This window comes from Roseateles sp. (genome assembly GCF_019237615.1).
Taxonomy (GTDB): Bacteria; Pseudomonadota; Gammaproteobacteria; order Burkholderiales; family Burkholderiaceae_C; genus Pelomonas.
In genome coordinates, this window is sequence record NZ_JAFAGT010000063.1 from 1 (window position 1) to 22,605 (window position 22,605).

23 protein-coding genes and 1 pseudogene are annotated in these 22,605 nt (G+C 69.5%); 16 read left to right on the plus strand and 8 right to left on the minus strand.

The features are described 5' to 3' along the window. The 6 genes from JOY88_RS12680 to cheB form a co-directional block, all read left to right on the plus strand. The coding region (locus JOY88_RS12680; RefSeq protein WP_293502917.1) for a methyl-accepting chemotaxis protein at positions 1-926 on the plus strand (926 nt) is incomplete at its 5' end. A gap of 9 nt (positions 927-935) precedes the next feature. Continuing rightward, positions 936-1,451 (plus strand): chemotaxis protein CheW, encoded by a 516-nt coding sequence (locus JOY88_RS12685; RefSeq protein ID WP_293502919.1) that lies wholly within the window; start codon positions 936-938, stop codon positions 1,449-1,451. Positions 1,452-1,463: 12 nt separating this feature from the next. Further along, entirely contained in the window at positions 1,464-2,279 is an 816-nt protein-coding gene (locus tag JOY88_RS12690) for a CheR family methyltransferase (RefSeq protein WP_293502921.1), read from the plus strand. Then, positions 2,276-2,803, plus strand: coding sequence for a chemotaxis protein CheD (locus JOY88_RS12695; protein WP_293502923.1), 528 nt, complete (start codon positions 2,276-2,278; stop codon positions 2,801-2,803). Before JOY88_RS12690 ends, JOY88_RS12695 begins: the two co-directional genes overlap by 4 nt. Next, positions 2,800-4,065, plus strand: a complete 1,266-nt coding sequence (locus JOY88_RS12700; RefSeq protein WP_293502925.1) for an EAL domain-containing response regulator — start codon at positions 2,800-2,802, stop codon at positions 4,063-4,065. The genes JOY88_RS12695 and JOY88_RS12700 overlap by 4 nt, the downstream gene beginning before the upstream one ends. Further along, positions 4,062-5,147 carry a protein-glutamate methylesterase/protein-glutamine glutaminase gene (gene cheB / locus JOY88_RS12705; RefSeq protein ID WP_293502927.1) on the plus strand — a complete coding sequence of 362 codons (1,086 nt, stop codon included), beginning with the start codon at positions 4,062-4,064 and terminating at the stop codon, positions 5,145-5,147. Before JOY88_RS12700 ends, cheB begins: the two co-directional genes overlap by 4 nt. Here the strand turns inward: cheB and JOY88_RS12710 are convergent. Beyond that, positions 5,144-6,277 carry a PA0069 family radical SAM protein gene (locus tag JOY88_RS12710; RefSeq protein ID WP_293502929.1) on the minus strand — a complete coding sequence of 378 codons (1,134 nt, stop codon included), beginning with the start codon at positions 6,275-6,277 and terminating at the stop codon, positions 5,144-5,146. The genes cheB and JOY88_RS12710 overlap by 4 nt on opposite strands. Before the next feature lie 138 nt (positions 6,278-6,415). Between JOY88_RS12710 and gmk the strand changes: the two genes are divergently transcribed. From gmk to JOY88_RS12725, 3 genes are all read left to right on the plus strand, one after another. Continuing rightward, complete coding sequence (gene gmk, locus JOY88_RS12715; RefSeq protein ID WP_293502931.1) at positions 6,416-7,036, plus strand: guanylate kinase; 621 nt, start codon at positions 6,416-6,418, stop codon at positions 7,034-7,036. Between the two features lie 23 nt (positions 7,037-7,059). Then, positions 7,060-7,263, plus strand: coding sequence for a DNA-directed RNA polymerase subunit omega (gene rpoZ / locus JOY88_RS12720; protein WP_268166323.1), 204 nt, complete (start codon positions 7,060-7,062; stop codon positions 7,261-7,263). Positions 7,264-7,466: 203 nt separating this feature from the next. Beyond that, positions 7,467-9,725, plus strand: coding sequence for a RelA/SpoT family protein (locus JOY88_RS12725; RefSeq protein ID WP_293502938.1), 2,259 nt, complete (start codon positions 7,467-7,469; stop codon positions 9,723-9,725). Here the strand turns inward: JOY88_RS12725 and greB are convergent. Beyond that, positions 9,715-10,281: a transcription elongation factor GreB gene (gene greB, locus JOY88_RS12730; protein ID WP_293502940.1), complete on the minus strand. Its 567-nt coding sequence runs from the start codon at positions 10,279-10,281 to the stop codon at positions 9,715-9,717. The genes JOY88_RS12725 and greB overlap by 11 nt on opposite strands. 546 nt (positions 10,282-10,827) lie before the next feature. Between greB and JOY88_RS12735 the strand changes: the two genes are divergently transcribed. The 7 genes from JOY88_RS12735 to mnhG are packed head-to-tail and all read left to right on the plus strand — an operon-like array spanning position 10,828 to position 17,919. After that, entirely contained in the window at positions 10,828-11,868 is a 1,041-nt protein-coding gene (locus JOY88_RS12735; protein WP_293502942.1) for a CaiB/BaiF CoA transferase family protein, read from the plus strand. A gap of 52 nt (positions 11,869-11,920) precedes the next feature. Further along, a complete protein-coding gene (locus JOY88_RS12740; RefSeq protein WP_293502944.1) occupies positions 11,921-14,830 on the plus strand; it encodes a monovalent cation/H+ antiporter subunit A in 2,910 nt (969 codons plus the stop codon). Then, entirely contained in the window at positions 14,830-15,174 is a 345-nt protein-coding gene (locus JOY88_RS12745; RefSeq protein ID WP_293502946.1) for a Na+/H+ antiporter subunit C, read from the plus strand. Before JOY88_RS12740 ends, JOY88_RS12745 begins: the two co-directional genes overlap by 1 nt. Further along, positions 15,171-16,826: a monovalent cation/H+ antiporter subunit D gene (locus tag JOY88_RS12750; RefSeq protein WP_293502948.1), complete on the plus strand. Its 1,656-nt coding sequence runs from the start codon at positions 15,171-15,173 to the stop codon at positions 16,824-16,826. The genes JOY88_RS12745 and JOY88_RS12750 overlap by 4 nt, the downstream gene beginning before the upstream one ends. After that, positions 16,823-17,311 carry a Na+/H+ antiporter subunit E gene (locus JOY88_RS12755; protein WP_293502950.1) on the plus strand — a complete coding sequence of 163 codons (489 nt, stop codon included), beginning with the start codon at positions 16,823-16,825 and terminating at the stop codon, positions 17,309-17,311. Before JOY88_RS12750 ends, JOY88_RS12755 begins: the two co-directional genes overlap by 4 nt. Continuing rightward, complete coding sequence (locus tag JOY88_RS12760) at positions 17,308-17,583, plus strand: K+/H+ antiporter subunit F (protein ID WP_293502952.1); 276 nt, start codon at positions 17,308-17,310, stop codon at positions 17,581-17,583. Before JOY88_RS12755 ends, JOY88_RS12760 begins: the two co-directional genes overlap by 4 nt. Further along, entirely contained in the window at positions 17,584-17,919 is a 336-nt protein-coding gene (gene mnhG / locus JOY88_RS12765; RefSeq protein ID WP_293502954.1) for a monovalent cation/H(+) antiporter subunit G, read from the plus strand. 22 nt (positions 17,920-17,941) lie between these two features. Here the strand turns inward: mnhG and JOY88_RS12770 are convergent, their stop codons facing one another. The 6 genes and pseudogenes from JOY88_RS12770 to JOY88_RS12795 form a co-directional block, all read right to left on the minus strand. Continuing rightward, positions 17,942-18,364 (minus strand): GreA/GreB family elongation factor, encoded by a 423-nt coding sequence (locus JOY88_RS12770; protein WP_293502956.1) that lies wholly within the window; start codon positions 18,362-18,364, stop codon positions 17,942-17,944. Positions 18,365-18,708: 344 nt separating this feature from the next. Continuing rightward, positions 18,709-19,806 (minus strand): ATP-binding protein, encoded by a 1,098-nt coding sequence (locus JOY88_RS12775; RefSeq protein ID WP_293502958.1) that lies wholly within the window; start codon positions 19,804-19,806, stop codon positions 18,709-18,711. Positions 19,807-19,857: 51 nt separating this feature from the next. Further along, the gene (locus JOY88_RS12780) at positions 19,858-21,159 is read right to left on the minus strand and encodes an EAL domain-containing response regulator (RefSeq protein ID WP_293502960.1); all 1,302 of its coding nucleotides are present in this window, start codon (positions 21,157-21,159) and stop codon (positions 19,858-19,860) included. Next, on the minus strand, positions 21,156-21,761 hold the full coding sequence (locus JOY88_RS12785; RefSeq protein WP_293502986.1) for a chemotaxis protein CheD: 606 nt from the start codon (positions 21,759-21,761) through the stop codon (positions 21,156-21,158). Before JOY88_RS12785 ends, JOY88_RS12780 begins: the two co-directional genes overlap by 4 nt. A gap of 13 nt (positions 21,762-21,774) precedes the next feature. After that, positions 21,775-22,314 carry a chemotaxis protein CheW gene (locus JOY88_RS12790; RefSeq protein ID WP_293502987.1) on the minus strand — a complete coding sequence of 180 codons (540 nt, stop codon included), beginning with the start codon at positions 22,312-22,314 and terminating at the stop codon, positions 21,775-21,777. A gap of 9 nt (positions 22,315-22,323) precedes the next feature. Then, positions 22,324-22,605, minus strand: a pseudogene (locus JOY88_RS12795) (methyl-accepting chemotaxis protein); the annotation flags it as partial.

The following is a 22,605-nucleotide window of genomic DNA, read 5'->3' on the forward strand; positions in this document are numbered from 1 at the left end:
TGCTCAGCGCGATGCAGCACATGACGCAGCGGCTGACGCAGGTGGTGGCCGAGGTGAACTCGGGCGCCGAGGCACTGGCGGGCGCCTCCGAGGAGGTCAGCGCCACCGCCCAGTCTCTGGCGCAGGCCGCCAGCGAGCAGGCCGCGGGCGTGGAGGAGACCAGCGCCTCGCTGGAGCAGATGACGGCCTCCATCGCGCAGAACACCGAGAACGCCAAGGTCACCGACGGCATGGCGTCGCAGGCGTCCAGCCAGGCCAGCGAGGGCGGCGAAGCGGTCAAGTCGACGGTGGCGGCGATGAAGCAGATCGCCAGCAAGATCAACATCATCGACGACATTGCCTACCAGACCAACCTGCTGGCGCTGAACGCGGCCATCGAGGCGGCGCGCGCGGGCGAGCATGGCAAGGGCTTCGCGGTGGTCGCGGCGGAGGTGCGCAAGCTCGCGGAGCGCAGCCAGGTGGCGGCGCAGGAGATCGGCGAGGTGGCCTCCAGCAGCGTGGAGCTGGCCGAGCGGGCCGGGCGGCTGCTCGACGAGATCGTGCCCAGCATCCGCAAGACCTCGGACCTGGTGCAGGAGATCACGGCGGCCAGCGAGGAGCAGTCCTCGGGCGTGGGACAGATCAACGCGGCCGTCGGCCAGCTCAGCCAGACCACGCAGCAGAACGCCAGCAGCTCCGAGGAGCTCGCCGCCACGGCCGAGGAGATGAGCTCCCAGGCCGAGCAGCTGCAGCAGGCCATGGGGTTCTTCAAGCTGGGCATGCCGCAGGGCTTGGCAAGCGCGAGCCGCCCAGGCCAGAGCCTGCGGCGCGCGTCCAGCAAGCCGGCCGCGCCGCGGCGCAGCAAGCTGGGCCATGCCTCCGCGCAGGCCGCGCAGGCCGACGACGACGACCTGGGCATAGACGAAACACAGTTCGCGCGCTTCTGAGGAACCTCCATGAGCCCGCCTACCCGCGCAGCCTCCGGGCTGCCCTCCCAGTACCTGACCTTCAGCCTGGCCGGCGAGACCTTCGCCATCGGCATCCTGTCCATCAAGGAGATCATCCAGTTCCGCGGCCTGACCGAGGTACCCATGATGCCGCGCGCCGTGCGCGGCGTGATCAACCTGCGCGGCGCCGTGGTGCCGGTCGTCGACCTGGCGCTGCGCTTCGGCAAGCCGGCCAGCACGGCCGGGCGGCGCAGCTGCATCGTCATCGTCGAGATTGCCGATGGCGGCGACAGCCCGGTACTGGGCGTCATGGTCGACGCGGTCAGCGAGGTCATCGAGATCCCGCCGGACGAGATCGAGGAGGCGCCCAGCTTCGGGGCCTCGATCAAGCGCGAGTTCATCGCCGGCATCGGCAAGGTGCGCGGCAGGTTCGTCGTACTGCTGGAAGTGTCGCGAACGCTATCGCTGGACGAACTGGCGGGCCTGGCCCGCCCCTCCCCGGAGGGTCTGCTGGATGCCGCCTGACTGGAACCCTAAATGACCGTGACGATTTCCGACAAGGAATTCACGCGCTTCCGGGACTTCATCTTCGACGCCGCCGGCATCACGCTGTCGGACTCCAAGAAGGCCCTGGTGAGCGGCCGCCTGAGCAAGCGCGTGGCGGCGCATGGCTGCGAGAGCTTCGCGGCCTACCTGGACCTGATCCTGGGCACGCAGGCGCCCGGCGAGCTGCAGGTCGCCGTGGACCTGCTGACCACCAACGAGACCTATTTCTTCCGCGAGCCCAAGCATTTCGACCTGCTGCGCAAGCATGCGCAGCACGCCGTCGAGGTGCGCCGGCCGCTGCGCGTGTGGAGCGCCGCCTGCTCCAGTGGCGAGGAGGTCTACAGCATCGCCATGGTGCTGGACGACATCATGGGCGCGCAGGGCTGGGAAGTCATGGGCTCGGACATCAGCACCCGCATGCTCAGGCGCGCACGCGCCGGCCACTACCCGCTGGAGCGCACGCGCCAGGTGCCGCTGGACTATCTGCGCCGCTACTGCCTGCGCGGCTTTGGCGACCATGAGGGCTCGCTGCTGATCCAGCGTCCGCTGCGCGACCGGGTGCAGTTCTGCCATCTCAACCTGATGGAATCGCTGCCCAAGGCCGCCGGCTACGACCTGATCTTCCTGCGCAACGTGATGATCTATTTCAACGGTGACACCAAGCGGCAGGTGGTCTCGCGCGTGCTCAGCGTGCTCAAGCCAGGCGGCCATCTGCTCATCGGCCACTCGGAGAACCTGAACGGCATCAATGACCAGGTGACGGCCGTGGCGCCGTCGGTCTATCGCAAGCCTGGAGGCCAGCCTTGAAACGCCGGCTGGTCCACCTCGCGCCTGGCGAGCATTTCGTCGGCGACGCACGTCATCGCGTCCGCACCCTGCTCGGCTCCTGCGTGTCCATCACGCTGTGGCATGCACGCTCGCGCGTCGGCGCGATGTCTCACTTTCTGCTCGCCGACCGCCCCGACCGCAGCGGCGACCTGCGCCAGGCCCCGCTGGACGCGCGCTATGGCACCGAGGCGCTGCTGCTGATGCTGCAGGGCCTGGAGCGGCGCGGCATAGAGCCGCGCGACTGCGAGGCCAAGGTCTTCGGCGGCGCCCACATGTTCCCCGGCTGGACCGAGATGCGCCACCAGGTAGGGCAGCGCAACGGCGACGCGGCGCTGCTGCTGCTGCAGGAGTTCGGTATCGAGCTGGTGTCCAGCTGCCTCTACGGTTATGGTCACCGGGTGATCCTGTTCGACATCGCCTCCGGCGACGTCTGGGCCCGCCAGGCCGAGATGGCGCCGGCGCGGCCGGGCATGACCCGGCCCTCACAGCTGGAGGAGGCATGAACGGGAGCCTGCAAGGCCGCGTCAAGGCCGTGCTCATCGTGGAGGACAGCGGTGTGCAGCGCGCGCACCTGGCCAGCCTGCTGCAGCTGCTGGGTGTGGGCCGGGTGCACCAGGCGGCCAACGGCGCCGAGGCACTGGCGCTGCTGGAGACGCTGACGGAACTGCCGGACGCCATGGTCATCGACCTGCACATGCCGGTAATGGACGGCGTCGAGCTGATCCAGCATCTGCAGGCCCGCGACCTGAGGATCCCCTTCGTCGTCGCGTCGACACGCGAGTCCACCCTCGTCAGCGCCGTGCTGGAGATGGCCCGCGCCCATGGCCAGCAGGTGTCGCGCGCGGCTCACAAGCCGCTGACGCTGGAGGTGCTGAGCGAGGCGCTGGCGGATTGCCTGCAGGCCCCCGCCGACCGACACGATGGCCAGCTGGTCTGCGTGCAGCCGTCCCAGCTCGCCCTGGCCATCGAGAGGGGCGCCATCCAGCCCTATTTCCAGCCCAAGGTCGACGTGCGCAGCGGCCTGATCCGCGGCGTCGAGGCGCTGGCGCGCTGGAGCGACGATGCGGCCGGCCCGGTGACGCCTGACCGCTTCATCCCCGTGGCCGAGGCCGAGGGCCTGATCCACGCGCTGACGCTGTCCGTGCTGCAGCAGGCCGTCACGCGCGTGGCCGGCTGGCAGGCGCGCGGGCTGACGCTGTCCGTCGCGGTCAACCTGTCGCCCAAGCTGCTCGATTCCAGCCGCCTGGTGGGCGAGATCGACGCCATCGTCCAGGGCGCGCGCATCCGCCCCGAGCAGCTGGTGCTGGAGGTCACCGAGAACGCGCTGATCAGCTGCGAGGGCCTCGCCCTCGGCACGCTGGCGCGGCTGCGCATGGCGGGCTACGGCCTGTCCATCGACGACTACGGCACCGGCTTCTCCTCCATGCAGCAGCTCGCGCGCGTTCCCTTCACGGAACTGAAGATAGATCGCAGCTTCGTGCACGGTGCCCATGCCAACGAGCACCTGCGCGTGATGCTGCAGTCCTCCATCGAGATGGCCTCGCGCCTGGGCCTGACCAGCGTCGCCGAGGGCGTCGAGAGCCTGGACGACTGGGCCTGGCTGCACCGCTACGGCTGCGATGTCGGCCAGGGCTGGCTGATCGGGCGCGCGATGCCGGGCGACGAATTGCCCGCCTGGCTGCGCAGCCATCAGGCGCGGCTGGCGGAGCTTCGGTCCGCGCCCTTCACCCGCCCCGCGGCGGCATCAGGACCTCACTCAATATGAAACCCATCCGAACCCTGGTCGTCGACGATTCGGCCGTCGTGCGACAAGTCGTCTCCGGTCTGCTCGAGCGTGCACCCGGCATCGAAGTCATCGCGGCCTGCGCCGACCCGCTGCTCGCGCGGGAGCGCATGCGGCTGAACTGGCCTGACGTGATCGTGCTGGACGTCGAGATGCCGCGCATGGACGGCATCACCTTCCTGCGCCAGATCATGGACGAGCGGCCGACGCCTGTCGTCATCTGCTCGACGCTGACCGAGCAGGGCGCACGCACCACCATCGAGGCCATGGCCGCCGGGGCGGTGGCCATCGTCACCAAGCCGCGCATCGGTCTCAAGGAATTCCTGCTCCAGTCGGGCGACGAGCTGGTGGCCGCAGTCCGAGCCGCGTCGCGGGCCAATGTGCGCCAGCTGGCGGCGCGCGCTGCCGGCCGGGCAGCACCGGTGACACAGAAGCTCAACGCCGACGCCATCCTGGCGCCCAGCTCGCCCAGCTCGCCCAGCTCGATGGTGAAAACCACCGAGCGCATCGTCGCCATTGGCACCTCCACCGGCGGCACCCAGGCCCTGGAGCAGGTGCTGACCGGGCTGCCACGCGTCTGCCCTGGCATCGTCATCGTGCAGCACATGCCAGAGAAGTTCACGGCCGCCTTCGCGGCGCGGCTGGACAGCCTGTCCGAGATCGTCGTCAAGGAAGCCGCCTCGGGCGACCGGGTGGTGCCCGGCTGCGCACTGATCGCGCCGGGCGGGCGGCATCTGCTGCTCAAGCGCAGCGGTGCGCAATACCACGTCGACGTCGTCGACGGCCCGCTGGTCAACCGCCACCGGCCCTCGGTGGACGTGTTGTTCCGCTCCGTCGCCAAGAATGCCGGCGCCAACGCGCTGGGCATCATCATGACCGGCATGGGCGACGACGGAGCGGCGGGGCTGCTTGAGATGCGCCAGGCCGGCGCGCATACGCTGGCCCAGGACGAGGCCTCCTGCGTCGTCTTCGGCATGCCCAAGGAGGCTGTCAAGCGCGGCGCCGTCATGCGCCAGGTTGCCCTCGGGCAGATCGGCGCAGAGATCGTCGCACAGCGCCGCTAGAACAGGCAGCCCTGCGCAGACGGGGCCGACGGCTTCGCAGGCCGCCTGAACAGGCCCAGCTCCACCGGGCGCCGCTGCGTGCGCAGCCCGAGCTTGGCCACCGCCCGGCGCAGCCGCGCGCGCAGCAGGTCGGCCCAGATGCCCTCGCCGGTGAAGCGCGTGCCGAAGCGGGCATCGTTGTCCTTGCCGCCGCGCATGTCGCGGATGCGAGCCATCACGCGCTCGGCGCGCTCGGGGAAATGGCGCGCCAGCCAGTCCTGGAACAGCGGGTTCACCTCCCAGGGCAGGCGCACCGGGATGCTGAAGGCGCTGCTGGCGCCGGCCTGCGCAGCGGCTTCCAGGATGCGCTCCAGCTCGGGCTCGTTGATGAAGGGAATGATGGGCGACACGCTGACCCCCACCGGCACACCCGCCTCCGCCAGCGCCTGGATGGTGCGCAGCCGCCGCGCGGGCGCCGCAGCGCGCGGCTCCAGGATGCGGGCGAGCTCGTTGTCCAGCGTCGTCACCGACAGGTAGACCGACACCAGCCCCTGCGCCGCCATGGGCGCGAGCAGGTCCAACTCGCGCTCTATGCCCGAGGACTTGGTGACGACCGAGAAGGGATGCCGGGTCTCGGCCAGCACTTCCACGATTCGGCGCGTGATGCCCAGCCGGCGCTCGACGGGCTGGTAGGCGTCCGTCGCCGTACCCAGCACCAGCGAGCGCGGCTCGTACCGGGCACCCGCCAGCGTCTCGCGCAGGCGCTCGGCCGCATTCACCTTGGCCACGATGCGGGTCTCGAAGTCAAGTCCCGGCGACAGGTTGAGGTAACTGTGGGTGGGCCGCGCGAAGCAGTAGATACAGCCATGCTCACAGCCGCGGTAAGGGTTGATGGAGTAGTCGAACGCGATGTCCGGCGACTGGTTGCGGGTGACGATCGTCCGGGCCCGCTCCTCGATGATCTGCGTGGCCGGCGCAAGATGTTCCTCGGCGGCGTCCTGGTCCAGCGAACCCCAGCCGTCGTCGTACTGTTCCCGCTCCCGCGTCTCGAAACGGTGCGGCATGGCCGTGGCGCTGCCGCGCCCCTTGATCGAGTCGAGCGGAACCAGGGCTGGCTGGGCAGCGGCAATGCGGGTGGGAGAAGGCGGCATACTGTCAATATATACAGTATTTCTGTTCCCGCCAGTCCCAAGGGGACCGGCAGCCCTAGGCGGCGGCAGGCTAAAGTGGCGCCCTAGAACCCGCACCGGATGCCCACGGCCCGGGCGTCGAACAGGTCCCCCTATTACATGGAATATCCCGGCAATCTCTTCGTCGTCGCCGCCCCCAGCGGCGCCGGCAAATCCAGTCTCGTCAAGGCCCTGCTGGAGCTGGACGCCAAGCTGGCCGTCTCCATCTCCCACACGTCGCGCGCACCGCGCGGCCAGGAGCAGCATGGCCGAGAGTACTGGTTCATCTCGTCCGACGAGTTCCGCGCCATGGCAGGGCGCAGTGAGTTCTTCGAGTGGGCCGAGGTGCATGGCAACCTCTACGGCACCTCGCGCGCCGGCATCGAGGAGCGACTTCAGCATGGCGATGACGTCGTGCTGGAGATCGACTACCAGGGTGCCCTGCAGATCAAGCAGCTCTTCCCCTATGCCGTGCTGATCTTCATCCTGCCGCCCAGTTGGGACGAGCTGCGCCTGCGGCTGAACCGGCGCGGCGACACCGAGCCCGAGGTCATCGCCAAGCGCATGAACAACGCCCGCATCGAGGTGGCCCAGGCCAAGCACTTCGACTTCGTGGTCGTGAACGCGGTGTTCGACACGGCCGTCTTCGACCTGAAAACCATCGTCCACGCGCAGCGGCTAAAATACGCGGCTCAGCGCCGAAACCGCTCGGCCGTCTTTCAGGCGCTCGATCTGCCCTGATCGCGCACATCACAAGGAACACCATGGCCCGCATCACCGTCGAAGACTGCCTGACCAAGATCCCCAACCGCTTCCAGCTCGTGCTGGCCGCCACCTATCGCGCCCGCATGCTGAGCCAGGGCCACAGCCCGCGCATTGAGAGCAAGAACAAGCCCGGCGTGACCGCGCTGCGCGAGATCGCTGCCGGCGAGGTCGGCGTGGAGATGCTGCGCAAAGTGCCGGTCTAAGCGACCCCCCTCCTCGCAAAACGGGCGCCTTCGGGCGCCCGTTTGCTTTGCGGATTCCGGGCCGAGCGCCGGCTGCTCCCGAATCGACACGCCGTGGCGATGTGCTCGCGGCGCCATGCCGCAGGCAACGCCGCCCTTGGTGGACCGGCCAAGGTACTCCTTGGACCAGGGGCACCATCACGGCATCGGATAAATTCGGGCGCATGGCCCAACGCTCCCTCACTGCCTGGTTCACGCTGCCCGGCCTGCGCCCGGCGGCTCCGCCGACGCCGGCGGAGGCAGCCTCTTTCGACGCCCTCGCCCCCAAGCTCGGCTACCTCAGCAAGGCCGAGGTCAAGCGCGTGCGTGAAGCCTACAAGTTCGCCGACGAGGCCCACCTGGGCCAGAAGCGCGCCACCGGCGAGCCCTACATCACCCACCCCATCGCCGTCGCCGGCATCTGCGCTGAATGGCGGCTGGATGCCCAGGCGCTGATGGCGGCGCTGATGCACGACGTCGTTGAGGACTGCGGCGTCTCCAAGGCCGAGCTGATCGAGAAGTTCGACGCGACGACGGCCGACCTCGTCGACGGCCTGACCAAGCTGGACAAGCTGCAGTTCTCTACCAAGGAGGAATCGCAGGCCGAGTCCTTCCGCAAGATGCTGCTGGCGATGGCGCGCGACCTGCGCGTCATCCTCATCAAGCTGGCCGACCGCCTGCACAACATGCGCACGATGGGCGCGATGGCGCCACACAAGGCACGCCGCATCGCGCGCGAGACCTTCGACATCTACGCCCCCATCGCGCACCGCCTCGGCCTGAACCAGACCTTCCGCGAGTTGCAGGACCTGTCCTTCCAGTACTTCCACCGCTGGCGCTATGCGGTGCTCAGCAAGGCCGTCGGCAAGGCGCGCGGCAACCGGCGCGACCTGGTGTCGCGCATCGAGGGCGAGATCCGCGTGGCCTTCGCCAAGGCCGGCCTGCGCGTGGAGGTGCAGGGGCGCGAGAAGACGGTCTATTCCATCTACAAGAAGATGCGCGAGAAGGGCGGCCTGTCGTTCGCCCAGGTCAGCGACATCTTCGGCTTCCGCATCCTCACCGAGGCGCCGCTGCAGTGCTACACGGCGCTGGGCGTGCTGCACCAGCTCTACAAGCCGCAGGCCGGGCGCTTCAAGGACTACATCGCCACGCCCAAGGACAACGGCTACCAGTCGCTGCACACGACGCTGATGGGCCCGCTGGCCACGCCGCTGGAGTTCCAGCTGCGCACCGAGGGCATGCACCAGATCGCCGAACAGGGCGTGGCCGCACACTGGATCTACAAGAACCGCGGCAAGCAGACCTCGGCACTGATCGCCCAGCAAGCCAATGCGCGCTGGCTGCAAAGCCTCATCGACATCCAGGACGAGACGCGCGACGCCAACGAGTTCCTGGAGCACGTCAAGATCGACCTGTTCCCGGACGCGATCTACGTCTTCACGCCCAAGTCCAAGATCATGGCCCTGCCCAAGGGCGCGACGCCGGTGGACTTCGCCTACGCCATCCACTCCGACGTCGGCGACCATTGCGTGGCCGCCCAAGTCAACGGCGAGGCCGTGCCGCTGCGCGCAGAGCTCAAGAGCGGCGACATCGTCGAGATCATCACCGCCCCCGGCGCCAGCCCGAACCCGGCCTGGCTGAGTTTCGTGCGCACCGGCCGCGCGCGCTCCAAGATCCGTCATTACCTGAAGGACCTGGAGCAGGAGGAATCGCGCGAGCTGGGCGAGAAGATGCTGGCCCAGGCCATGCGCGGCGAGGGCCTGGCCCTGCCCAGCCTGGAGCTGGACGACCCCGCCGCTCCGCTCTGGCAGGATCTGGCCGCCTGGGCCGGCAACGCCAACACCGAACAGCTCTTCATCGACATCGGTGCCGGCCGCAAGATCGCCGCCATCATCGCCAAGAAGCTGGCCAGGCTGATGGCCGAACAGGGCCAGAAGCCGGGCGCGCTGGCGCTGACGCTGGGCCGCTTCGCCGCCGCACCCGTCGAGCAGCGCGGCATCACCATCGACGGCAGCGAGGGCGCGTCGGTGCAGTTGGCCAGTTGCTGCCGCCCCATCCCCGGCGACGAGGTGCGCGGCTATCTCGGCCGCGGCGAGGGCCTCATCGTGCACACCTGCGAATGCGCAGTGGGCCGGCGCCTGTTCCAGCGCGACCGCGAGCATTGGATTCCCGTCGAATGGGCCGAGGAGCCTGCGCGCAGCTTCGAAGCCGGCATCGCGCTGCTGATGACCAACGGCAAGGGTGTGCTGGCACAGGTCGCCCAGGCCGTGGCCCAAGCCGAGGCCGACATCACGCACATCTCCATGAGCGACGAGGCGCAACTCCGCGAGACGGCCGAGATGACGTTGCTCATCGCCGTCCGCGACCGCCTGCACCTCGCCGACGTGCTGCGCGTGCTGCGCCGCACGCCGCCGGTGCAGCGGGTCTGGCGCGTCAAGCCGTAGGCGGTGGGTAGCGGACGTCCACCACCTCGATCCTCTCGACGCCCACCGGCGTGACCAGTTGCAGCTCGTCGCCCACGCGCGCCTTCAGCAGCGTGCGCGCGATGGGCGAGATCCAGCTGACCTCGCCGGCCAGGCTGTCGGACTCGTCGATGCCCTTGATGGTGATGGTCTTCTCATCGCCGCGAGCGTTGGCATAGGTCACCGTCGCGCCGAAGAAGACTTGTTCCGACAAATAGTGGGCGCTGGGGTCCACGACCTCGGCGATGTCCAGCCGCTTGGTCAGGAAGCGCAGCCGGCGGTCGATCTCGCGCAGCCGCTTCTTGCCGTAGAGATAGTCGCCGTTCTCCGATCGGTCGCCGTTCTTGGCGGCCCAGGACACCGTCTCCACCATCTTGGGCCTCTCCACGTCGATGAGCTGCATGAACTCCGCGCGCAGCCGCGCATAACCCTCCGGCGTCATGTAGTTGCGAGTACCGGCCGGCAAAGCTGGCAGCGAGGGGCCATCGCCGTCGTCATCGTCGGCGGCGTCGGATTCCTTGGTGAAGGCCTTGTTCATAGGTGGAAGTTGGTTCCTGGTAAGGCCCGCAGGCCAGTTTCAAAGCCGGCGCCCCATTTCAAGCCGTGCATGCGGATGTCCCGCACACGGCCTGCCGGTGATCCGTCGGCTCGCAGCATTGCGCAGATCTCCCGTTAGCAGGAGTTTTGCCGGAGCAGCGGCTCGTCCCGCGCAGTCGGTGCAAGCCCGGGCTTTCGAAGCAGCCCCCAGCGCGCTTCGGCTCTTGCGCGAGCAATGCTGTCATCACCGTGACATGAGCGGCTCGGCCCGCGGGTTGCAAATGTGACGAGGCTGCTGGCTTCACTTCATGTTGCGGCCCTCGTGCTTGCGCCCCGCCAGACAGCCCTCGCTGCCTTGAGGGCCCTTGACAACTCCCTCGGGCGCGGAGGTCTCCGTCCACGACCAGGGGCCTGCTGCCCGACGCTGCGACGCGTACCAGGGCGAGACCCTCACCCGGTGCGCGGGCGCAGCATGCAGCGGCTTCACTTCGCCCCCGCGGGGTACGTGTCGCTTTTGCTTCGTGACGCACCATGCGAGCATTGTCCGATGCAAGCCACTCCTGCAGCCGGCCCGCTGACGGGTCTCCGTGTCATCGAAATGGCCGGAATCGGCCCCTGCCCGCTGGCCGGCATGCTGCTGGCCGATCATGGCGCGGATGTCGTCGTCATCGAGCGCCCCGGCGGCCAGGTGCTGGACACCGGCACCGCGCTGGACCGCGGCAAGCGGCGCCTCTGCCTGGACCTGAAGACGGCCCAGGACATGGCCGAGGCGCGCCGCCTCATCGCGGGCGCCGACGCGCTCATCGAGGGCTTCCGCCCCGGCGTCATGGAACGCCTGGGCCTGGGCCCGGAAGCCTTCGCAACCGATCACCCCCGCCTCGTCTACGGCCGCGTGACCGGCTGGGGCCAGACCGGTCCGCTGGCGCAGGCGGCAGGCCACGACATCAACTACGTCGCCCTGAGCGGCGTGTTGTCAGTCGCCAGCCGCGCAGGCGTGGCGCCCAGCGTCCCGGCCACGTTGATCGGCGACATGGGCGGCGGCGCGATGCTGCTGGCCTTCGGGCTGATGGCCGCGCTATGGGAAGCCCGGCGCAGCGGCCGCGGCCGGGTGGTGGACGCAGCCATGGTGGACGGTGTGGGCCTGATGTCCAGCCTGCTGCACTCGCTGCGCGCGGCGGGCCGCTGGAGCGACGAACCGGCGCAGAACTTCTTCCTGCACGGCTCGCCCTTCTACGACTGCTTCGAATGCGCCGACGGCCGCCACGTGTCGCTGGGTGCGCTGGAGCCGCGGTTCTACGCAGAGTTGCTGCAGCGCCTGGGACTGGACGACGTGGATCCCACGGCCCAGCAGGACCGCCTTCAATGGCCCGCGCTGCGCACACGCGTGGCCGCCCGCATCCACGAGAAGACTCGCGACGACTGGGCCGTGCTGCTCGAGGGCACGAACGTCTGCTTCGCGCCGGTGCTGACGCTGGCCGAGGCGCCGCTGCACGCGCATGCTCAGGCCAGGGGCAGCTTCGTGCAGACCGAGGACGGCCACTGGCAGCCGGCGCCTGCACCGCGGTTCTCGCGCCTCGGACCGGACTGAATCCCGCCGACCTCGTCGGTTCGCCCCGGGGCCGAAAGTAGACTCCGCGACGATGTCCCTGCTCCTGCTGCTCTCCCTGCCCTTCATCGGCAGCGCAATCGCTGCGCTGCTGCCGACCAGCGCCCGCAACCTCGAATCCCTGTGGGCCGCGGCCATTGCACTGGTGGTCGGCCTGCAACTGGCCGCGCTGTACCCGGACATCAGCGCCGGCACCGTGGTCTCGCAACGCCTTGCGTGGCTGCCCACGCTGGGCATGGACATCGTCGTGCGGCTGGACGGCTTCGCGTGGATGTTCGCGATGCTGGTCAGCGGCATGGGCCTGCTGGTCATCGTCTACGCCCGGTACTACCTGTCGGCCGACGACCCGGCCGCGCGCTTCTACTCGCTGCTGCTGGGCTTCATGGGCGCCATGCTGGGCGTCGTGGTGTCCGGCAACCTGGTGCAGCTGGTCGTGTTCTGGGAGCTGACCAGCGTCTTCTCCTTCCTGCTGATCGGCTACTGGACGCACCGCAAGGACGCCCGCCGCGGCGCCCGCATGGCCTTCACCGTCACGGCCTCGGGCGGGCTGGCGCTGCTGGCCGGCGTGCTGCTGCTGGGCCACATCGTCGGCAGCTTCGAGCTGGACGCCGTGCTGCGGGCCGGCGACGCAGTGCGCGCCCACCCGCTGTACCCGCTGGCGCTGGGCCTGGTGGTGTTGGGTGCGCTGACCAAGAGCGCGCAGTTCCCCTTCCACTTCTGGCTGCCGCATGCGATGGCGGCGCCCACGCCGGTATCAGCCTATCTGCACTCGGCCACGATGGTGAAGGCCGGCGTGTTCCTGCTGGCACGCCTGTGGCCCGTGCTGTCGGGCACCGAGGCCTGGTTCTGGATCGTCGGCGGCGCCGGCCTGGTCACTCTGTTGCTGGGCAGCTATGTGGCGATGTTCCAGAACGACCTCAAGGGCCTGCTCGCCTACTCGACGATCAGCCACCTGGGCCTCATCACGCTGCTGCTTGGCCTGAACAGCCCACTGGCGGCCGTGGCCGCCGTCTTCCACATGATGAACCACGCGACCTTCAAGGCCTCGCTGTTCATGTCGGTCGGCATCATCGACCACGAGACCGGCACGCGCGACATGCGCCGCCTCGACGGGCTGTTCCGCTTCATGCCCATCACCGGCACGCTGGCCATCGTGGCCTGCGCGGCAATGGCCGGCGTGCCGCTGCTCAACGGCTTCCTTTCCAAGGAGATGTTCTTCGCGGAGACCGTCTACGTCAGCGCCCATCCGGCAATCGAGTACGGCCTGCCCGCGGCCGCCACGCTGGCCGGCGTGTTCGCGGTGGTGTATTCGCTGCGCTTCGGCCACGACGTGTTCTTCGGCCCGCCGGCCACCGACTGCCCGCGCCACCCGCATGAGCCGACGCACTGGATGCGCGTGCCCGTGGAGCTGCTGGTGCTGGCCTGCGTGGTCGTCGGCACGCTGCCTGCCTGGTCCATCGGGCCTGTGCTGGCGCTGGCCGCGCAGCCGGTGGTCGGCGGCACGCTGCCCGAGTACAGCCTGGCGGTCTGGCACGGCTTCAACACGCCGCTGCTGATGAGCGCGGTGGCGACGCTGGGTGGCCTGCTCGTCTACCTGCGCTTTGCCGACCGCTTCAAGCAGCGCCGGGCGCGCAGCACGCCGCTGCTGCAGGGGCTGGACGGCAAGCGCCTGTTCGAGCACGCGCTGGCCCGCGTCTCGGCCGGCGCGCGTGCGCTGGTCCGCCGGCTCGGCACGCGCCGGCTGCAGCCGCAGCTGTTTGCGATGCTGGCCATCGCCGGCCTGGCGGGCCTGGGCTCCGCGCTCATCGTGCCGTTGACCTGGGGCGACCGTGCCCGCGTGCCGGCCACGCCCGAGTTCGTGCTGCTGTGGGTCATCGCCGGCGCCTGTGCGGTCGGCGCGGCCGCGCAGGCCAAGTTCCACCGGCTGGCGGCACTGATCATGCTGGGCATCGTCGGCCTGGCGATGTGCCTTACATTTGCCTGGTTCTCAGCGCCCGACCTGGCGCTGACGCAGCTCACCGTCGAGGTGGTCACGCTGGTGCTGTTCCTGCTGGGCCTGCGCTGGATGCCCAAGCGCCTCGAGCAGGACGATCCGCGCACCGTAGCACGCACGCGCTGGCGTCGCCGCCGCGACCTGGTGCTGGCGCTGGCCATAGGCGTGGGCCTGGCCGCGCTGTCCTACGCGCTGCTGACCCGCCAGGCGCCGCTGTCGATCTCGCCCTTCTTCCTCGAGAAGGCCTTGCCCGAGGGCGGCGGCAGCAACGTGGTCAACGTCATGCTGGTCGACTTCCGCGCCTTCGACACGCTTGGCGAGATCACCGTGCTGGGCATCGTGGGCCTGACCGTCTACGCGCTGCTGCGGCGCTTCCGCCCGGCGCTGGAGACGGTGGAGCTGACGCCGCAGCAGCGCGAGTCGGCCGACGCCGCCGGCGCCGACCTGATCGACCGCGATGGCGACGGCGACGCCCACCTGCCACCCTACCTGGAAGTTCCTGCCGTGCTGGTGCGGCTGCTGCTGCCGCTCGCGGGGCTGTTCGCCTTCCACCTCTTCATGCGCGGCCACAACGAGCCCGGCGGCGGCTTCGTCGCCGGCCTGGTCGTGGCCATCGCCTTCATCGCGCAGTACATGGTCAGCGGCACGCGCTGGGTCGAGGCGCGGCTGCTGCCGCGGCCGACGCGCTGGATCGCAGTGGGGCTGCTGGTCGCGCTGGCCACCGGGCTGGGCTCGCTGGCGGTGGGCTTCCCCTTCCTGACCACCCACACCGCGCACGTGACCTGGCCGCTGGTCGGCGAGGTGCACCTGCCCAGCGCCGCACTGTTCGACATCGGCGTATTCAGCGTCGTCGTCGGCTCCACGCTGCTCCTGCTGATCGCAATCGCCCACCAGTCGCTGCGCGCGCGCCGCCGCCAGGGCGCGGCCGGCGCCGAAGGGAGGGAGGCCTGATGGAAATCGTGATCTCCATCGCCATCGGCGTGATGGCCAGCGCCGGCGTGTGGTTGGTGCTGCGGCCGCGAACCTTCCAGGTGCTGATCGGCCTGGCGCTGCTGTCCTATGCGGTCAACCTCTTCATCTTCAGCGTCGGCAGCCTGTTCGTGGCCCGCGAGCCCATCGCCCGGCCCGGCGTGGCCGCCGACCTGGTGAACTACACGGACCCGCTGCCGCAGTCGCTGGTGCTGACGGCCATCGTCATCGGCTTCGCGACGACGGCGCTGTTCCTGGTGGTGCTGCTGGCACTGCGCGGCCTGTCCGGCGGCGACCATGTCGACGGGCAGGAGGAGCACCCATGAGGGCACTCACCGAACACCTGCCCAACCATCTACTGGTGGCCCCGGTGCTGCTCCCCCTGGCCACGGCGGCCCTGATGCTGCTGCTGGGCGAGGGCCGGCGCGGCCTGAAGGCCATGTTCAACGTGCTGTCGACCGCCCTGGGGTTGGCGATCGCCGTCTACCTGCTGCTGAGTGTGGCCCAGCGCGGCGCGCCAGCCGCCTTCGGCGTCTACCTACCGGGCAACTGGCCGGTGCCTTTCGGCATCGTCCTGGTCGCCGACCGGCTCTCCGCCCTGATGGCGGTACTGACCGGCTGCGTGGGACTGGCCGCGCTGCTGTTCGCGCTGGCGCGCTGGCAGCATGCGGGCGTCTACTTCCACGTGCTGTTCCAGCTGCAGCTGATGGGCTTGTACGGCGCCTTCCTGACGGCCGACCTGTTCAACCTCTTCGTCTTCTTCGAGGTGCTGCTCGCCGCCAGCTACGGCCTGCTGCTGCACGGCGGCGGCGGCGAACGGGTGCGCGCCGGCCTGCACTACATCGCCATCAACCTGGTCGCCTCGCTGCTGTTCCTGATTGGTGTGGCCGTGCTGTACGGCGTCACCGGCACGCTGAACATGGCCGACATCGCGCAGAAGCTGCCCGCCGTGCCCGCCAGCGACCGCGGCCTGCTGCACGCGGGTGCCGCCATCCTGGCCATCGCCTTTCTCGCCAAGGCGGGGCTGTGGCCGCTGAACTTCTGGCTGCCGCAGGCCTATGCCGCGGCCAGCGCGCCCGCGGCCGCCGTCTTCGCCATCCTGACCAAGGTCGGCGTCTACGCCGTATTGCGGCTGTGGACACTGTGCTTCCCGGCCGACGCCGGCGCGTCGGCCGGCTTCGGCGGCGGGGTGCTGGTATGGGGCGGCATCGTCACGCTGGCCTTCGGCGCTTGCGGCATGCTGGCCTCGCAGCAACTGGCGCGGCTGGCTGGCTACTCGGTGATCGCCTCCTCAGGCACGCTGGTGGCGACCATAGGCTTCGCGGCGCCGGCCCTGAGCGGCGGCGCGCTGTTCTACCTGGCCAGCTCCACGCTGGCGGGCTGTGCGATGTTCCTGCTGGTGGAGCTGCTGGAGCGGGCACGGCAGGTCGAGGTTGGGCCGCAGCAGATCGACGACGGCCACCATGCGCTGCCGGCCTTCCTGGACGCCGAGCCGCCAGCCGGCACCAACCTCGACGACAACGAGGAGGCGCTGACCGGCCGCGCCATCCCCGCCGCGCTGGTCTTCCTGGGCGTGAGCTTCACAGTCTGCGCGATGGTGACCGCGGGCCTGCCACCGCTTTCGGGCTTCGTGGCCAAGCTGGCCATGCTGTCGGCCCTGCTGGACCTGCAAGCACCAGCCGCCTGGGCCTTGTTCGGGCTGCTGATCCTGTCCGGCCTGTGCGCCGCCATCGCGCTGATGCGCGTGGGCATGCGGCATTTCTGGACCACCCAGGACCGCCCCTCGCCGCGCCTGCGCGTCATCGAGACGCTGCCCATCGCGGCGCTGCTGGCCGCCGCAGTGACCCTGGTGCTGCAGGGCGACGCCATGCTCACTTACGCCCGTGCCACAGCCAAGTCGCTGCAGGCTCCGGGCCTCTACATCGACGCCGTGATGGGCGCCAGGCCGCGGCCGCGCGACGCGGGGAGCAGGCCATGAAGCGCCTGCTGCCCTCCCCCTGGCTGTCGCTGGGCCTGCTGGCCGGCTGGCTGCTGCTGACGCGCAGCTTCAGCGTCGGCCAGCTGCTGCTGGGCCTCGCGGCGGCGGTGGCGATGCCGCTGCTGATGGCGCCGCTGCGGCCTCGGCCGGGCCCGCTGCGGCGCTGGTGGAAGCTGCCGCGGTTGATCCTGCGCGTCGGCGCCGACGTGGTCCGCTCGGGGGTGAAGGTGACCGCCGGCGTGTTGCGCGCCGGCTCGCGCCCGCCGCGTGGCAGCTTCGTCCTGGTGCCGCTGGAACTGCGTGACGAGCATGCGCTGGCTGCGCTGGCCATGATCACGGCCGTCACGCCTGGCACGGTCTGGTCGGAGCTCGCGCCAGACCGCAGCGCGCTGCTGATCCACGTCTTTGACCTCGACGACGAGGCCGCCTTCATCAGGCACTTCAAGAGTGACTACGAACAGCCGCTGAAGGAGATCTTCGAATGAGCACTACGCTGTCGCTGGCCATTACCACCACGCTGGTGCTCTACGCCGTCGCCATGGGCATAGGCCTGGCGCGCCTGTTCCGCGGCCCCAGTGCGCAGGACCGCGTGCTGGCCATGGACTTCATCTACGTGGTCGGCATGCTGGTGATGCTCGCGCTGGCCATCCGCTACGACAGCGAGATGTACTTCGAGGGCGCGCTGCTGATGGTGCTGTTCGGCTTCGTCGGCTCCATGGCCCTGGCCAAGTTCCTGCTGCGCGGCGAGGTGATCTGAATGCCTGCACTGTCTGAGATCCTGGTGGCCGCGCTGCTTCTGGCCAGCGGCATCATCGTGCTGGTGGCCGCGCTGGGCCTTTGGCGGCTGCCGAACTTCTTCCTGCGCATGCACGCGCCGGCGCTGGCCTCCACGCTGGCGGCCTGGCTGGTCACCTTCGCGTCCATCGTTCACTTCAGCGCGCGCAGCGCGGGCCTGGCGCTGCATGTGTGGCTGATCATCATCGTGCTGTCCATCACGGCGCCGGTGACGACCATCGTGCTGGCCCGGGCCGCGTTGTTCCGCCGCCGCCAGGCAGGCGAGCCACTGCCCGCGCCACTGCAGCCGCGGAGCTGACGCGCAACGAGCGGCCTGCGCGTCAGGTCGTGAAGTCGCCGCTGGCCTCGGGCTGGAACAGCAACGCCACCAGTTCCGCCGCGCCCTGCTCGCCAGCGCGCGTGCGCCAGCGTGCGATGGAGCCGACGCGCCGGCCGATCAGGCTGGCACCCACCGGCGACAGCACGGAGACGAAGCCGCGGGTGGGCTCGGCATCGGCCGGGTAGCAGACCGTCAGCCTGTGCCGCTGTCCGGTGGCCAGGTCGGCCAGTTCCACCTGCGAGTACATCGTCACGATGTCGGGCGAGACGGCGCGGGAGGGCACCAGGTCCGCCGCATCGAGGACGTCGTCGATGGGGCTTTCACGCGGGAGCTGCGAGGCGTCACCGGGGCCGCGGATCAGTCGTGAGAGGCGGACGTGGTCCAGTTCGGTGAGCGTGCGTTCGTCGAGGGTCGAGACTTCCATGAGGCCATCCTGTCGAGGGGTGCCGCCCGCGCGACGCGAGCGGGCACCGAAGCGCTGGGCGGTGGGGCCCGGCGATCGATGGTTTGCGCAGAAGGAGGAAGTTGATCGCCGGGCCTAGGGATGTGCGGCCGGCTGGAGCAGGCGCGCCGGACTTCCGGTGCGGACCACGCGGGTTGCACCGGCTTGCACCAGGGAGGACGCCTTCAAGCTCATGGCTCGGATCCTAACCTCGACCCGCGACATCAACGAGCCACTCGGTGCAGAGCTGTGGATTGCCCTATGGGCGAGGTGACATCGACCTTGTCGGCGCGGGCACCCTGCACCCCAAGCCCAGTCACCGCCGCTCATTGCGGCATGTCGTCGGCGAAGCGCAACCGAAAGCTGGCCCCCTGCCCCGGTGCAGATATTGCAGACACGCTCCCGCCATGTCGCTCCATGATGCGACGCACATTGGCCAGGCCCATGCCGGTACCCTCGAACTGTCGCGGATCGTGCAGGCGGACGAACGGCGTGAACAGCATGTTCGCGCGCGCGGCGTCGAAACCGATGCCGCTGTCCCGCACAAACACCTCCACGCCGCCGTCCACCCGCTCTGCGGCGATCTCGACGCGCGGAGCCTCAACGCCGCGCATGAACTTCAGCGCGTTGGACAGCAGGTTCGTGAAGACCTGCTCCAGCAGCACTGCATCACCCCGCACCTTGGGCAGGGGCGCGATCTGCCAGTCAACGGCCTCCACGCGCTCGTCGCCGGGCATCACGAGCGCGGACCGGGCGCGCTGGACCACGAGGCCGAGGTCGACCGGATCGCGCAACAGCGGGCCGTCGCCAAGGCGGGCGAACGACAGCAGGCCGGTCACCATGCGGTCGGCACGGCGGCCGGCATCCTCCACGCGCTGCAGGAAGATCCGCTCGCGCTCCTGCAGTCGCTCAGTCGCCGACTCGGCAAGCGCCCCTGCAAAGCCGACAACGATGTTGAGCGGCGCGCGCAGGTCGTGGGCGACGCGGGCCGCAAAGGAGTCAAGCTCGGCGTTGGCCGCCTCCAGCTGACGGGCCCGGCGTTCAAGCTGCTCGCTGAGCCGCCGGTTGTCCTGACGCAGGCGCCGCATCTGCAGAGCCCGCTCCAGCACCGGCCGCAGTGTGCCGATGCGGAAAGGCTTGAGGATGTAGTCCAGCGCGCCGACCTTCATGGCCTCCACGGCCGAATCGATGCTGCTGTAGCCCGTCATCAGCACCGGTACGAGGTCGGGGTCGATCGCCATCGCCCGCCGCATCAGCTCGATGCCATCCATCTCCGGCATGCGCAGGTCGCTCAGCAGCACATCGAAGGGATGCCTGGCCAGCATCTCGAGGGCCGCGAGCGGGCTGGCATGGCAGCTCACTTCGTAATGCAGACCGCCGATCGCGCCCTCCAACGCCTGCAGGTGGGCGACTTCGTCGTCCACGATCAGCAGCCTCGGGGCTGGAGATGAGCGATGGCCTTGCATCACGGAGATTCAGCAAGGGCGGCCAGCGCAGGCACGGTCCGACAGCGTCGAGCCCTCATGCCCGCGCGACAACGCCGTTGGATGGGTGGCGCACAGCTCGTCCAGTCGGGCCTCGTGCTGCACCCTCCATGCCGGCAGCTCGTCGCCCGGCATTGCGCGGCCGAAGAACCAGCCCTGGGCCAGGTCGCAGCCGGCGCGGCGCAGCAGCGCCCAGTCCTCGGCGGTCTCGACGCCTTCGGCGACGCAGGCCAGGCCCAGGCGCTGCGTCATGTCGATGGCGGACTGCAGGATGACCCGCAGGCGCTCGTTTGCATAGGCGCCGTTGATGAAGGACTTGTCGATCTTCAGTTCGGTAAAGGGGATGCGCGACAGTTGCTGCATGGAGGAATATCCGGTTCCGTAATCATCAATGGAGAGGCCGAAGCCGCGCATGCGCAGCCGGACCAGCGTCCCCAATGCCGTCCCCAGCCGCGAGATCACCCCGCTCTCGGTGATCTCGAAGGTCAGCTCGGGCGGCTGCAGGCCGTAGCGTCGCACCAACCGTCCGATGTCGTCCACCAGCGTGGGGAGCTCGAGCAGCCGGGGTGACAGGTTGACGGCCAGCGGGATCTGCATCCCTCTGGCCTTCCAGCTCAAAGCCTGCGACAACGCCTGTTCCAACATGGACAGCGTCAGTGGATGGATCAGCCCGCTGGCCTCGGCGACCGGGACGAACTGGTCGGGCGGCAGGGAACGCCCCTCGGCGTCGAACCAGCGGGCCAGCACCTCGACACCGCGCAGCTGGCCGCTGCCGCAGTCTATTTTCGGCTGGAAATGCGGCACGATGGCGCCCTCGCGCAGAGCGCGCCCCAGTTCGGCGGCGGACACCTCGCGACGGGCCCGGACCGCAGCGCCATGCCGGGACTTGCGGGCCGCGACGCAGCGCTCCAGCGCCCGTGCCAGCGAGGCAGCCGACGCTGGCTTCTCCAGCGCATGTCCACAGTCCTGGCCCGATGCCCGCAGCATCTCCAGCACCGAGGCCACCAGGGCGCTGTCACGGGCCGACACGATGACGAAGGGTGCGGCATCCGTACGCTGTTGCAGTTGCTGGATCAGCTCGATGCCGTCCATCACCGGCATCAGCAGGTCAATGATCATCGCGTCCGGTGGCTCGGCCAGCGCGTCCAGCAGGGCCAGCGCCTCACGGCCGTTGCCGGCCTCGTGCACGGCCTGGATGCCGATCGCACGGCACAGTTGCGCGAGGTACGCCCGCTGCACCTCGCTGTCCTCGGCGATCAGCACCGAGCGGATTCCTGTCAAGACATCGTTCATCGGACTCCCCTGCCCGGTTCTGAGGTGCTGCAGGTTCGGCTGTGGCGCCGCAGCCAGACGTCGCCGGTGGACAGCTCGAATCGCAGCGCCCGATGGCCCGCCCCGTACAGGCAGCAGGCGACCACCGGGATGCCCGAAGCCTGCAGCAACGTGAGGGCGGCCTCGCCATTGCGCTGACCCACCGTGGGCGCATGACCTCGCTCCGCCGTACCGAACATGTCGCCACCGCCGAAGACTTTGGCCCGGCAGTCCCGCGCCGCAATGCCGCGCCGTGCCAGCGCGCGCAACATCAACTCGAGCGCATCCTCGACGTAACGGGCATCGAGCGCCGCCGAAACCGTCGACTGGCGCCGGGCCAGCAGGCTGTGCGAGAGGGCGCCCACTCGCGACGGTGGGTGCCAGAGTGCCATCGCAACGCAGGACCCCAGCAGGGTACAGACGTCGCCCCCGTGGCCTCCCAGCACATAGTCGCCGGGGGCCAGTAGGGTGGTGACGCGGGCGCGAATCATCGGAACCTCTGGCCCGGACACGCGGCCGACGGTGTCGCGGAGGCTGCGCCGGAACCCGGCGGAGGCAGCGCCCGAGATGGCGAGCTCGCTCATCGTCGGACCCGCGCTAGGCTCGCACCGGGTCGAAGTCGGCCACGGCGCCATCGGTGAGTGCGCCGATCTCCTGCAGCGACAGCACCCGGCTCAGGTCGAGCAGGATGACGAAGTCGCCCCGGACCTTGCCGATGCCGGCGATGAAATCGCGCCGGATCTGCGCGCCGAAGCTCGGCGCGGGCTCGATGTCGGCGGATGGGATGTCCAGCACCTCGCGCACCGAATCCACTAGCACGCCCAGCACGCCGCCCCCCTGCTCCTCCGTGCCCGTCTCGACAATGACGATGCAGCTGCGCTTGCCGACCTGGCTGGCAGCGCGGCCGAAGCGCTGCGCAAGGTCCACCACCGGCACGACAGCGCCGCGCAGGTTGATCACCCCACGCACGCTGGCCGGCATCATCGGCACCTCGGTCAAGGCCTTGAACTCGATGATCTCCTTGACAGCCAGGATGCCGATCGCGAACACCTCGCGGGCCAGGTTGAAGCTCAGGTACTGCGTCAGCCCGGCAGACGGTGGAGCCGCCAGCGCCAGCGCATTCGTGACAGTGCTCATCGTGCCACCTCAGAAGCGCACGAACTGCGACTCGTCGACCAGATCGGACTCATCGGCGTCGGCGATGGTGGACCTGCGGTGCGGCTTTGCGACCCGGCCCCGCGGCGCCGCGGCCATGGGCCGCCGCGCGGGCGCCGGGCTTGCCAAGCCCTGCGGCATGCCCAGCTTGAAGAACCCCATGGCCTGCTGCAGCTGCTCGGCCTGGGAGCTCATCCCCTCGGCCGTGGCGGCGAGCTCCTCGGAGCTGCTGGCGTTCTGCTGCGTGGTCTGGCTGAGCTGGCCGACGGCCGC

Bases quoted from the DNA above. Each gene is read 5' to 3' on its own strand.
- JOY88_RS12685 (WP_293502919.1), top strand. From the start codon at position 936: ATGAGCCCGCCTACCCGCGCAGCCTCCGGGCTGCCCTCCCAGTACCTG.
- JOY88_RS12690 (WP_293502921.1), top strand. From the start codon at position 1,464: ATGACCGTGACGATTTCCGACAAGGAATTCACGCGCTTCCGGGACTTC.
- JOY88_RS12700 (WP_293502925.1), top strand. From the start codon at position 2,800: ATGAACGGGAGCCTGCAAGGCCGCGTCAAGGCCGTGCTCATCGTGGAG.
- cheB (WP_293502927.1), top strand. From the start codon at position 4,062: ATGAAACCCATCCGAACCCTGGTCGTCGACGATTCGGCCGTCGTGCGA.
- JOY88_RS12710 (WP_293502929.1), bottom strand. From the start codon at position 6,277: ATGCCGCCTTCTCCCACCCGCATTGCCGCTGCCCAGCCAGCCCTGGTT.
- gmk (WP_293502931.1), top strand. From the start codon at position 6,416: ATGGAATATCCCGGCAATCTCTTCGTCGTCGCCGCCCCCAGCGGCGCC.
- rpoZ (WP_268166323.1), top strand. From the start codon at position 7,060: ATGGCCCGCATCACCGTCGAAGACTGCCTGACCAAGATCCCCAACCGC.
- JOY88_RS12725 (WP_293502938.1), top strand. From the start codon at position 7,467: ATGGCCCAACGCTCCCTCACTGCCTGGTTCACGCTGCCCGGCCTGCGC.
- greB (WP_293502940.1), bottom strand. From the start codon at position 10,281: ATGAACAAGGCCTTCACCAAGGAATCCGACGCCGCCGACGATGACGAC.
- JOY88_RS12735 (WP_293502942.1), top strand. From the start codon at position 10,828: ATGCAAGCCACTCCTGCAGCCGGCCCGCTGACGGGTCTCCGTGTCATC.
- JOY88_RS12740 (WP_293502944.1), top strand. From the start codon at position 11,921: ATGTCCCTGCTCCTGCTGCTCTCCCTGCCCTTCATCGGCAGCGCAATC.
- JOY88_RS12745 (WP_293502946.1), top strand. From the start codon at position 14,830: ATGGAAATCGTGATCTCCATCGCCATCGGCGTGATGGCCAGCGCCGGC.
- JOY88_RS12750 (WP_293502948.1), top strand. From the start codon at position 15,171: ATGAGGGCACTCACCGAACACCTGCCCAACCATCTACTGGTGGCCCCG.
- JOY88_RS12755 (WP_293502950.1), top strand. From the start codon at position 16,823: ATGAAGCGCCTGCTGCCCTCCCCCTGGCTGTCGCTGGGCCTGCTGGCC.
- JOY88_RS12760 (WP_293502952.1), top strand. From the start codon at position 17,308: ATGAGCACTACGCTGTCGCTGGCCATTACCACCACGCTGGTGCTCTAC.
- mnhG (WP_293502954.1), top strand. From the start codon at position 17,584: ATGCCTGCACTGTCTGAGATCCTGGTGGCCGCGCTGCTTCTGGCCAGC.
- JOY88_RS12770 (WP_293502956.1), bottom strand. From the start codon at position 18,364: ATGGAAGTCTCGACCCTCGACGAACGCACGCTCACCGAACTGGACCAC.
- JOY88_RS12780 (WP_293502960.1), bottom strand. From the start codon at position 21,159: ATGAACGATGTCTTGACAGGAATCCGCTCGGTGCTGATCGCCGAGGAC.
- JOY88_RS12785 (WP_293502986.1), bottom strand. From the start codon at position 21,761: ATGAGCGAGCTCGCCATCTCGGGCGCTGCCTCCGCCGGGTTCCGGCGC.
- JOY88_RS12790 (WP_293502987.1), bottom strand. From the start codon at position 22,314: ATGAGCACTGTCACGAATGCGCTGGCGCTGGCGGCTCCACCGTCTGCC.